The organism is Candidatus Phytoplasma phoenicium (genome assembly GCF_001189415.1).
Lineage (GTDB): Bacteria > Bacillota_I > Bacilli_A > Acholeplasmatales > Acholeplasmataceae > Phytoplasma > Phytoplasma phoenicium.
Genome location: NZ_JPSQ01000003.1, coordinates 1 through 12,138 on the forward strand (window position 1 = coordinate 1; position 12,138 = coordinate 12,138).

9 protein-coding genes and 1 pseudogene are annotated in these 12,138 nt (G+C 23.2%); all 10 read left to right on the forward strand.

Annotated features, from left to right (window positions below):
• Positions 1-110 precede the first annotated feature (110 nt).
• The gene (gene aspS / locus AlmWB_RS00230; protein WP_050336984.1) at positions 111-1,862 is read left to right on the forward strand and encodes an aspartate--tRNA ligase; all 1,752 of its coding nucleotides are present in this window, start codon (positions 111-113) and stop codon (positions 1,860-1,862) included.
• 22 nt (positions 1,863-1,884) lie between these two features.
• Complete coding sequence (tilS, locus tag AlmWB_RS00235) at positions 1,885-3,150, forward strand: tRNA lysidine(34) synthetase TilS (RefSeq protein ID WP_050336996.1); 1,266 nt, start codon at positions 1,885-1,887, stop codon at positions 3,148-3,150.
• A gap of 174 nt (positions 3,151-3,324) precedes the next feature.
• On the forward strand, positions 3,325-4,095 hold the full coding sequence (locus tag AlmWB_RS00240; protein ID WP_239682413.1) for a hypothetical protein: 771 nt from the start codon (positions 3,325-3,327) through the stop codon (positions 4,093-4,095).
• Positions 4,096-4,137: 42 nt separating this feature from the next.
• Positions 4,138-4,968: a ribosome biogenesis GTPase YlqF gene (gene ylqF / locus AlmWB_RS00245; RefSeq protein WP_050336988.1), complete on the forward strand. Its 831-nt coding sequence runs from the start codon at positions 4,138-4,140 to the stop codon at positions 4,966-4,968.
• An 863-nt stretch (positions 4,969-5,831) separates the two neighbouring features.
• Positions 5,832-6,035, forward strand: a complete 204-nt coding sequence (locus AlmWB_RS01785) for a type I DNA topoisomerase (RefSeq protein WP_192833056.1) — start codon at positions 5,832-5,834, stop codon at positions 6,033-6,035.
• Between the two features lie 161 nt (positions 6,036-6,196).
• Complete coding sequence (locus AlmWB_RS00250) at positions 6,197-6,922, forward strand: DNA topoisomerase (RefSeq protein WP_275043461.1); 726 nt, start codon at positions 6,197-6,199, stop codon at positions 6,920-6,922.
• Between the two features lie 83 nt (positions 6,923-7,005).
• Complete coding sequence (gene ftsY, locus AlmWB_RS00255) at positions 7,006-7,992, forward strand: signal recognition particle-docking protein FtsY (RefSeq protein WP_050336991.1); 987 nt, start codon at positions 7,006-7,008, stop codon at positions 7,990-7,992.
• Positions 7,993-8,025: 33 nt separating this feature from the next.
• Entirely contained in the window at positions 8,026-9,402 is a 1,377-nt protein-coding gene (locus tag AlmWB_RS00260; protein ID WP_320408636.1) for a signal recognition particle protein, read from the forward strand.
• A 296-nt stretch (positions 9,403-9,698) separates the two neighbouring features.
• On the forward strand, positions 9,699-11,123 hold the full coding sequence (locus AlmWB_RS00265; RefSeq protein ID WP_157022362.1) for an AAA family ATPase: 1,425 nt from the start codon (positions 9,699-9,701) through the stop codon (positions 11,121-11,123).
• Between the two features lie 60 nt (positions 11,124-11,183).
• Positions 11,184-12,138, forward strand: a pseudogene (locus AlmWB_RS00270) (hypothetical protein); the annotation flags it as partial.

Here is a 12,138-nt window from a genome sequence, read left to right on the forward strand (position 1 = left end):
TCGTTGCATAACAACCAAATCAAATATACTATTAAAAATATTTCTTTAAAAAAAAAATATACTTTAAAACCAGAAGAAATAATTAATTTTTGCAAAAAGGAATTAACTAAATGAATAACAAATATATTTTGGCCAATAATGAGCTAACTTTATTAAATCAAGGACAAATAGTACTTTTAAAAGGTTGGATAGCAAGAAAAAGAAATTTAGGAAATAAAATTTTTTTAGTTTTGAGAGATCTCTCAGGGATTATCCAACTTGTAGTTGATAATCAACATCCACAATATGCGGAAATTGTAGGAGTTAAAATCGAAAGCGTTGTGGAAATTAAAGGATTAGTTGTTGAAAGAATTAATAAAAATTATAATTTAAAAACAGGAGAAATAGAGATTTTAATTGATCGATGGAAAGTTTTATCTCAAGCACATCCTTTACCATTAAATATTTTAGAAAAAAATGAGGTGTTTGAAGAACAACGTTTAAAATATCGTTATTTAGATTTAAGAAGAAATGAAGCTAAATATTATTTATTACAACGACACAAAATCACTCAAATTATTAGACAAACCCTTTTAAAAAATTATTTTTTAGAATTAGAAACTCCTATTCTTTCGAAATCAACTCCTGAAGGCGCAAGAGATTATTTAGTTCCTTCACGTATTCATCCTCATCATTTTTATGCTTTGCCTCAATCACCACAACTTTTTAAACAATTATATATGATTGCAGGATTTGAAAGATATTTTCAAATAGCGCGTTGTTTTCGTGATGAAGATTTAAGATCAGATCGCCAACCAGAATTTACACAAGTAGATATTGAAGCTTCTTTTTTGAGCCAAGAAGAAATTATGGGTTTAATAGAAGAAATTATAGTTAATTTGTTTCAAATGTGTTGGCAAAAATCTTTGACTATTCCATTACCTCGTATGACTTATCATCATGCTTTAAATACTTATGGAACGGATAAACCTGATTTACGTTTTCAATTACATATCGAAGATTTTACATCTTATTTTGCAACCACTAATCTAATAAATAAATCGGGCCAAAGAATCGTTAAAGGAATTAAATTAACCGCAAGTCAAACCAATATAATTATTGTTTCAAATAAGACAATAAATGAATATAAAAAATTAATTAAAACACAAAATCATTTAGATTTACAATTTTTAATGAAAGAAAATCATAAGTTAAAAGGTTATTTGAACAAATTTATTACCAATGATACTTTTTTAGCAGAAGGTGAAAGTTGTTTTTTAATTTCTGATATAGTACAAGATAATCATGATTTAGAATATTTATTAAAAACTTTAGGTTTTTTAAGAAATAAATTAGGACAAATTTGTCATTTAATTGAACCTTCGCAAGAATCTTTGTTATGGATTGTAGATTTCCCTTTGTTAGAATGGAATAAACAAGAAAGTCGTTATTCTTCAATGCATCATCCTTTTACAGCTGCTGAGAATTTATATTTAATTAACGAACAACCTCATAATGTAAAAGCTAAAGCTTATGATTTAATTTGGAATGGTTTTGAAGTGGGCGGTGGTTCTTTAAGAAATTATAATCCAGAAGAACAAGAAATTATTTTTAAGACATTAGGTTTTAAACCAGAAGAAATTAAAAAACGTTTTGGTTTTTTTATCGAAGCATTGAGTTATGGTACACCTCCTCATGGCGGCATCGCTTTAGGTTTAGATCGTTTAGTTATGTTATTGACTAAAACTAATAATATCAAAGATGTTATTGCTTTCCCTAAAACACAAAGTGCACAAGATTTAATATTTGGTACACCAAATATAGTGGAACCAGAACAAATGGAAATTTTAAAACTGCATTTTGATAAAATTTCTAAAAAATAAAATTTTTGGAAAGAATAATTTTGTGAAAATTCATTTGGCTATAAAATTAGAACATAAAAATATTTATATTATCTCTGTGAGTGGCGGCGTTGATTCTATGGTTTTATTAGATTTTTTATATCATCGCCAATTTTGTTTAATAGTAGTTTATTTTGATCACTGCCAAAGAAAAGATTCTTTTAAAGATAAACTTTTAATTGAACAATATTGTAAAACTAAAAACATACCGTTACATTCTTTTCAATTAACTACACTTGAAACCAATAATTTTCAAAATAATGCCAGATTAGCTAGACAAACTATTTTAAAACAAGTAGCTTCGCAATACAAAACACATTATATAATAACTGCTCATCATTTAGATGATTTAGCAGAAACTATTTTCATGAAAATATTAAGAGGCAGTTCTTTATTGGGTTATAGCGGCATGAAGAGTTCGTATGTTTTGCAAAATTTTATTTGGTTAAAACCTTTTTTATATCTTTCCAAACAAACTATTAAAAATTATGCTCAACAAAATAATATCCCTTTTTTAGAAGATAGCACTAATAACTTGGATTTTTATACTAGAAATAAAATTCGGCATCATATCATACCCAAATTGAAAACTATGGGAAATTTTTTGAAAAAGATAAAACATTTTCATTTGCAAATACAAGAATCTAGTGATTTAATTACGAAACTTACTAATGTTTTTTTGAAACAACAAAAATCTAATTATTTTGAATTAAAAGCTTTTTTACAGTTGCATGTGACAATTCAAAAAAATATTCTTTTATGTTTATTAGAAGCTAAACAAATTATCGCCAATTTTGAACTTATTTCCAACATTATTGAAGGTTTATGTAATTATAAAAAACCTAATAATAAATGGTATTTAAATAAAAAATGGTATTTAATTAAAGAATATGATAAGTTTTTTTTTCAAATGCATTCACAACTTGATGCTATGCTTTTAAAAAAGAAAGCAAAACCTTTATTATATAGTTGTATTAATATACAATTATTATCTTTTTGCACTATCAAACAAATTATATTTTATGATGAAGGCATGTTGCTCCCTCCTTTTTATCTTCGACAAAGACAACCTGGGGATATATTACATTTTTCTTTTGGGTCACAAAAATTAAAAAAATTTTTAATCAATAATAAAATAACTACTTTGCAAAGGAATTTGTTATGGTTAGTAGTAGATCAAAATAACACCATTATTTTTATTCCTCGGTTATATTTTAATAAAACTTTGGGACAACAAAAATATTTATATTTAGGGTTAAAAGAAATATAATAAAATTATAAATAATTATATAAAAAAATATATAATAAAAAGTATAAAAAATTTTTTTAGTTAATTGCCGAAATTATTGTATTGGATGGGTGTTTTATTTCATCAAAATTTTTGCTTTTTAATGAAAATAAAAGAGAATGAGTAAAAAATTAAAATAATTTGGGAGTTTGGAAAATGTGGTGGTCTATTATGGATAAGTTTTTGCCTTTCATAGGACATGTAAAAAATTTTTTGATTTTTTTTTCTGGGTTCTTTTGTGGTTTTTTTATTTGTTTTTTAATTTATATTTTTTGTTTATTAAAAAACTTTAACAAAAAATTTTATAGTTTAAAAACAGAAAACAATGAAAAAAAATATTCTCAAGTTAATGATTTAATTTTAAAAACACAAAATCAGTTTACAAAAGATATTCAACAAAAAAAAAATGAATTTTTCGATTCTTTGTTACGTAACTCCCAATCTTTAGCTTTACAGATTGCTTGTGATTTTTATCCTAATTCGCCATTTCCTTATTTAGAATTAACTATTGATGAAAGTTTAGCTTTAATAAAATATATTCATGAACGTATAGAAAAATTATTCGATCAAAAAATAATTTTTATTTTTAAAAAAATGACACTTAGAAGAATTATAATTTTAAAACAAAAATTAATAGATCAAAAATATATAGAAAAAACAAAAAAAACGCATAAATTATTAAATATTTGTTTGAATACTGTTAATTGCTTTAATCCTTTGCATTGGACAAAAAAATTATTTTTAAATAAGATTTATAAAACTATTTTTAATAAAATAGGTTGCGCTATTATTTTAATTGTTGGCGAAGAATTATATAAAGTTTATAGTAAGCAACTTTTTAAAGGCGAACAAGATACAACACAAGAGTTACAGAATTTTTTGGATGAATTAAGAACAGAACTAGATGCCCAAACAAAAGTAAAATAAAGTAATAATGTCAATAACAAAAGTTTAAAAGAGGAGATATTGATGACTAAAATTCATTGGTTTCCTGGTCATATGAAAAAAAGTTTACGTGAGATACAAACAAAATTAAAATTAGTGAATTGCTTATTAGTAATCTTAGATGCTCGTATACCTTTTTCTAGTATTAATTGGGAATTGTTAAAAAGTTTAAACAATAAACCTTTTTTAATTTTATTAAATAAATCTTCTTTAGCAGATGAAAAACAAAATAAATTTTTTATAGAATTTTTACAACGAAAACAATTTCCTTATTTATTTATTGATGTTAAATATAAAAAAAATATACATTGTCTATTGCCACGTGTTAAACAAATTTTATGTCATTATATGCCTAATTACCCAAAAATTTTAAAGTTAATGGTAGTTGGTATTCCGAATGTAGGTAAATCAACTTTAATTAATGTTTTATCCCAAAGAAAAGCCATGATTACAGCTAATACTCCTGGTATAACTAAACAATTACAATGGATTAATTTATCTGATAATATCAGATTAATGGATACTCCTGGCATTTTATATCCTAAAATTACTAATCCTTTAGTAGGTTATTCTTTAGCTTTATGTAGTTGTATTAAAGAAACTCTTTTTTCTACAACAGAACTTTTAGAATATGTTTTATCTTTTTTTCAAAAATATTATCCACAAAATTTAGAAAAATTATTTGCTTTAACTAAAAAAGAAACACAACAAAAAAATTTATTTCAGGTCATTAACCAAAAAAATAAGAATCTTTTAACACCTAATAAAATGTTTTTTATTATTTTAAATAAAATTAAAAAAGAAAAAATTACAAAAGTAAATTTTGATATTAATTTAATTTCTTTATTATTGTGAGAGAAATATTTTTAAAAAAATATTTTATGAGGTTGTTTAGTTAATATGAAATAAAAAGTTATTATTTTAAGAGTCTCCATCGAAAGCTAAAATTATTAATAGTTATTTTAATAATGAAATTTTATTTTTATGTTCTAAAGGTCATATTAGATATTTATCTTTTAAAGTAAAAGATTGTTTAGGAGTTAATATTAAAAAAGATTTTCAACCTGATTATCGCATTATCCCTCAAAAAAAATTAGTTGAACAATTAATTAAAAAAAAGAAACGTAAATAAGTTTTTTTTAACCACTGATTTAGTTCGTGAAGGAGGAAGCTATTTCTTGGGTATTTAGCTCAAGTATTAAAATTAGATAAAAATGATAAAAATCGTATCGTTTTTAATGAAATTACTAAAAATGTTGTCAAAGAAGTTTTTCAAAAACCATGTCTGATCAAATAGTCTTTAGTATTTTTTCAAGAAACTCGTAGAATATTATAGAGATTGCATCATTGGTTTTAAATTATCAGGTTTAGTGCAAAGAATTAAATCTAAATCCGCAGGTCAAGTTAAAAATTATCAGTAGCTTTAAAATTAATTGTAAATTTGGAAGAAAAAAGACAAAAATTCATACCCGAAGTATCCCCCCATTTGATTAGAGTTATTTTTAAACACTTTTAAATAAATTTAGTCGTTAAACTTAAAAATCATAAAATTAAAGAAATGGAAGCACAGGAAATTTTTTCTAAAATCAAAAAAAGATCCTTTATGTTGGATCGAAATCAAAACTAATATAGTTACGAGTGAATCGCCTAAACCTTTTATCACATAAACTTTACAACAAAAATCTTTCAAACATTTGTCGATAAATTCCAAACAAACTATGATAAATACTCAAAAATTTTATGAAGGGATCGAAATAGAAGGAAAATTATCAGGATTAATTACTTATATGAGAACAAATTCATACCGATTCTTACTTTTATTTATGCAAACAACTCAAGAATTTATCAAAAATAAATATGTTCAAAAATATGTTAAGTTGTATTACAAACATAAAAACAATAATAGTCAAAATTCACATTAAACCATTCACCCTACTGATATTACACAAGCGCCTGATAAGTTAAAACAATACTTAAATAAATATGAATGTTCTTTATATAATATCATTTATCAACTTACCATAGCGAGTATGATGTTCTAAAGCGATGATTCAAAAAACTCAATATTTTTTACTGTTCAATAATATATTTTGTTGCAGAAGATAATCAAATAAATTTTGATGGTTATTATAAAAGTTTCGATAATCATTTTAAAAATATATTTTGGCCTTCTTTGGAATTAAACAAATTATATATCCCACAGAAAATTAAAAGTCTAAAAAAAGAGATTACACCAATCACCACATCTCGCTTTACGGAAGCTTCTTTAATTAAGGAATTAAAACGTTTAAAAATTGCCTGTCCGTCTACTTATAGTAAAATTATCGAAACTTTAAAAAAATGTTTTTATGTTGAAATCAAAGATAAAGAATTTGTTTGTACAGAAAGAGGGATATCTATTGTCAAACTTTTAGATAAATTTTTTCCTTCTATTATTAACACTCATTATACAGTTCAAATTGAACAACAATTAGATGATATTTATAATGGAAAAATTGATAGAATAACATTGTTAAAGGATTTTTATAATCAATTTGAACAATTTTTATTAGTTGCTAAACAAAATATTAAAAAAACTCCACCTGTCATGGTGAAATACAAATGTTCTCTTTGCAATGATTTTTTAATAATAATACGCAAAGGTAGTTATTGTTATTTTTTATGTTGTAGTAAATGTCAACAATGTAAAAATATTGTTTCTTTAAAAGAAAAAACAAACAACCCAAAAAAGTTGATGAAAAAAAATAATTATCACAAAAATTTTATTTTTATATTAAATTTTTATGCGCTTATTAAACCAAATTTATAGAAAAAATCGATTTTATATATTTTTGATATTTTTTGAAACGGAAATTTAAAATTTTTAAAAAGGCGAAGGTATTGTAATTAATTATGTTTGATTTCTTGAAAAAAATATTTCAACAAAAACAACAACCTAAAAAAATTTTAGGCATCCATGATATTGAAATGAATTTACTTCAATGGGTTAATAAGATTAAAAAAAAAAATGTTATTGATATAGATTTACTACAAGAATTAGAAATTTTATTTATTAAATTAGATATGGGGTTACAAACTGCTAAAGATTTAATCTCGCATTTGAAAAAAAAAATGAATCAAAAACCAATACACAACGATTCTTCTATATTGTGTTGGATCAAAAAAGAAATTTTAAGTTTTTATAAAAAAAATGATTATAAAACTCAAGAAAAATCTTTTTCTGACCCAAAAAAGAATCAATCTCCTCAAATACATTTATTTGTGGGAGTAAATGGCGTGGGGAAAACAACTACTATTGGTAAAATTGCTTTTAAATTAAAAAAAGAAGGTAAAAAAGTACTTTTAGTAGCGGGTGATACTTTTCGCATAGGAGCTGTAGAACAATTAAAATCATGGAGCGAAAAAACAAAAAATGAAGTTTTTTTTCATAAAAATGTAACAACTAAAATTTCTCCTTCAAAAATATTATTTGATGCTTTAAATTATGCGCAAAATCAAAAATTTGATGTTATTTTATTTGATACTTCAGGAAGATTACAAAACAATATAAATTTGATGAAAGAATTAGAGAAAATTAAAAAAATTATTAATAAATATTTCTCCAACATGATTAATAAAAATTTTTTAATTTTAGATTCTATGATGGGTCAAAATAGTTTACAACAAGTAGAAAATTTTAACCAATCTTTGACTTTAAATAATGTTATTTTAACAAAATTTGATAATATTTCAAAAGCAGGTTTAATTTTATCTATTAAACACCTTTATAATTTAGAGACTAAATATATTGGCGTGGGGGAAAAGGCAGAAGATTTGATGACTTTTGATATTAATCATTATATAGAAGGATTCTTTACTGAAAAGCAAAACAATTTATAAGAAAGTCTCGACAGAACACGAATAAAATTATATGTGAAAGGCGAAGAGTATATAATGAGTTTTTTAAAAGATGGTTTTAAAAAGATTATGGATAAAATTAAAGGGAAAAAATATATTAAACAACAAGACATTGAAACTATTATGGAGGATATACGTTTATCTTTTATTGAAGCTGATGTTAATTATGAAGTCATTGCCAAATTTAATCATTTGATTCAACAAAAAACTTTAAATCAACGAGTGGTCCATAAATTAGATGCACAAGAACAAGTGATTAAAATAATTAAAGATACTTTAGTAGAAATTTTAGGTATTAAAAATATACCACTTCAATTAAATAATTCATTTGATACCATCATGTTAATAGGATTACAAGGAAGTGGAAAAACTACTAATGCAGGTAAATTATCTTTTTTAATTAATCGTAAATATCAAAAAAAAGTTTTACTCATTGCAGCTGATATTTATCGATTTGGTGCTATCGAACAATTAATAAATATAGGAAAACAAATTAATATTGAAGTTTTTTTTCAAAACAATGAAAATGTTTTGAATATTGTACGTAATGGTTTACAACATGCTATGTATAATGGATTTGAAACAGTGATTATAGATACAGCTGGTCGTTTATCTATTGAATCTGAAATGATAGAAGAAATTCAACAAATTAAAAAAATTGCTAATCCTTCTGAAATATTGATTGTTGTTGATGCTCTTTTAGGACAACAATCAGTCAATATTGTCCAAAGTTTTCATCAACAATTAAATGCTACAGGAGTGATTTTAACCAAAATGGATGCAGATATCAAAGGAGGAGTAGCTTTATCAATTAAATATATGACTCAACTGCCTATCAAATTTATTTCTTCTTCAGAAAAACATAATGATGATAATTTTGAAATTTTTTATCCTGAACGTATAGTGTCTAGATTATTAAATATGGGCGATTTATTAACCTTAATTGAAAATGTAGAAGATAAAATTAATACTGAACAAGATAAAAACACATTACATAGTTTATTGAAAAATGATTATAATTATTACGATTTAGAAAAACAATTAAAACTTTTAAAAAAAATGGGTTCTATGAAAAAAATATTACAATTTATTCCAGGATTAGGTTCCAAAATGAAAAATATGCCTATCATAGAAGAAGATATTTTAAAACGTTTTCAATCAATTATTAATAGTATGACTAAAGAGGAAAAACAACAACCTCAATTAATTGCAAATAATAATAGAAGACGCAATCGTATTTCTCAAGGTTCAGGTCATAAATTAAACGATATCTATTCTTTAATCCAATTTATTCAAAAACAAAAACAAATAGCTAAACAAATAGGAAATTTCAAAGATGATGAAAATGATGTTTTTAATCCAGAAAATTTATTAAATAAATTTATTAATTAAAATGGTTCATTTCTGAAAAAATAGAAATAAGTAGTTACATAATAGTTATAAATTATCAAATTTTTTGCATTATCAAAGTTGTTTTTCTTATTAACCATTTTAATTTTATATATGAATTATTTTTAATCATAAATAATTTTCGGAGATTTTATGATGGCGAAAATATAAGGAAAATGTATTGAAATGATGATAAATTAAAATCATAATGATATGAAAATATCTCAAAATAATTTTAAAAATAAAAAAAATCAATCTTTTAAGAGGAGGTATATTATTAAAGTTCAATTTAAAATCTAATGAAAGAGAGAGTTGTCGTAAGAAGTATGGAACGTTTAGTTTTGGTAGATGGTAATTCTTTGGTTTTTCGAGCTTATTATGCTACCGCTTATAAAAAAACAATTTTAATGCAAAACTATCAGGGTGAAAATATTAATGCATTGATTGTTTTTATCAATATGTTTAAAAAAATCTTAACTTCTTATACAAAAGATTATATTTGTGTAGTTTTTGATTCTCCTCAAAAAACGAAAAAACATCAAATTTATGAACAGTATAAACAAAAACGTCTAGTGACAACTTTATCATTAACAGAACAAATTGATTTGATTAAGCAATATGATCAACGAATTGATGCACTTAATTTACTTATTCAACAAAAAGAAGAAGAAATCAACACCAAAGAAAATTTATCAGAAGAACAAATAAAAAAGTTAAAAGAAGAAATTTTACATTTCAAAAATAAACTTAATTTAGAATTTCAAATTGTCTCTACACAAAAAACACAATTATTAGAAATAAGGAAACAATTACAACAATCCGATTTAAAATTATTAGATTTAAAAAAAGAAATTCAAGCATCACATAATTTAACTGAAAAGCAAAAACAACTATATATTACGGAAATAGCAGAAAAACAAACTCAAATTAAAATGTTGAGTGAACAATTATATTCACAAGAAAAAAAAGTTGAATTAGCGATAGGATATACACAAGCCTATACAGAATTTTTTAAATCAACTATTGAGACACAAAATTTAATAGTAGATAAATTGAATAAAAATCTTGATATTTGGATGAAAATACAAAATAAACAAAAACAACAATTAACAACAGAAGATTCTCGATTGGCTCAACAATTTATGAAGAATACAAAAGATTTTCCGGGTTTTAAAAATGTTATTGGGATGAAACCAATTATTTCACAATTAAAAGAAGTTTTAGATTATTTGCTGCATAAAGATTTATATAAATCTATGGGTTTAAAAAAAACACAAAAAGGTATTTTGTTATATGGCCCTCCAGGAACAGGAAAAACTTTTTTAGCTCAGGTTTTTGCTAAAGAATCTGGATTACCTTTTTTTGCTATTGTCCCCTCTAATAGTATGAAAGAAATAGAAGATGAATTTAAAAAAGCTAGACGAAATAGTCCTTCTGTTGTTTTTGTTGATGAAGCTGAAGAAGTTCTTAAATCTAGAACATCAGAAAAATTAGAAGAAGGAGATGCTAAAAAAACTAATTTATTTTTAACTGAAATAGATGGTGTTAAAACTGATCCAGACAATCCTATTTGTTTTATTGCCGCTACTAATCATTTTAATAAAATTGATGATGCTATTAAATCTCGTTTAGAAGCTAAATACATTGGTTATTTATATACTGAAGAACTATTAAGAAATCATAAATCATATAATGCTAACAAGAATAAATATGCTAATAATTGATGACAATATTTTGAAAAAAAAATTATTGATATATTTGTTTCTAAACATGTTGATAATCATTTGAATTATTTTTCCGAAGATATTTTCACATCTTTACAACAATTAATAAAAAATTTTATGGATAATTTCCAAGAAAAACAATTTTATTATCATTTTTTATTACAAAAAAAATATTTTTTATTAGAAGATTTTATTTTGCAGCAAAAAATTAATCGACATCTTATTATTCTAAAATATTATGATCAAAAAATGACTTTGATAAATAATCAACTACATAAAATAAAATTAAAATATAATCACAACAATTCTCAAATATTTTTGGAGTTAGAAGATAAAATTAAAAAGTATGAAAAATTTTATACTTATTTAAAAAAAGAATTGTTTGAATTGCAAAAAAAACATATTAAACAAAAACAACCATATAATCAAAAAATAAAAAAATTAAAAAGACAACAGAACAACATGTTACAATATCATAATAAGTTACAAATTAAAATATCACATGTTTATTCTAATATTAGAAATTATCAAAACAAATCAAATCATTACTTAAATAAATTTTATTTATGGTTTTGGAAAAAAAAATTATTATCTTATTGGTCTGCTATGTGTAATAATTTTATATTAAATGTTAAACAAATAGAATTACAGAATTATCGTGTTTTTAATCAAGTAGAAAAAATATACAATGATAATACCGTGCATCAACAAAAATTCTTACAACAACAGACGCAAAAAATAATTACATGGAACTTCGATAATTTTTTATCAATTATTGAACAAATGCATATATTTGATATCAAAAATATCATAACTTTTTATAAAGAAACTGAAAATCAATTACATATGGAAATAAAGGATATTAGACAAAAAATCAATCATAAAGTTCAATACACTAATTACAAAAATAATTTAATTGAAGCTAATTTAAATGATGCTTTTGAATCATTAAAAACAGAATTAAAACATAAAATCAATTATAAAAAAATACAAAAAACACAACAAATTAATCAAC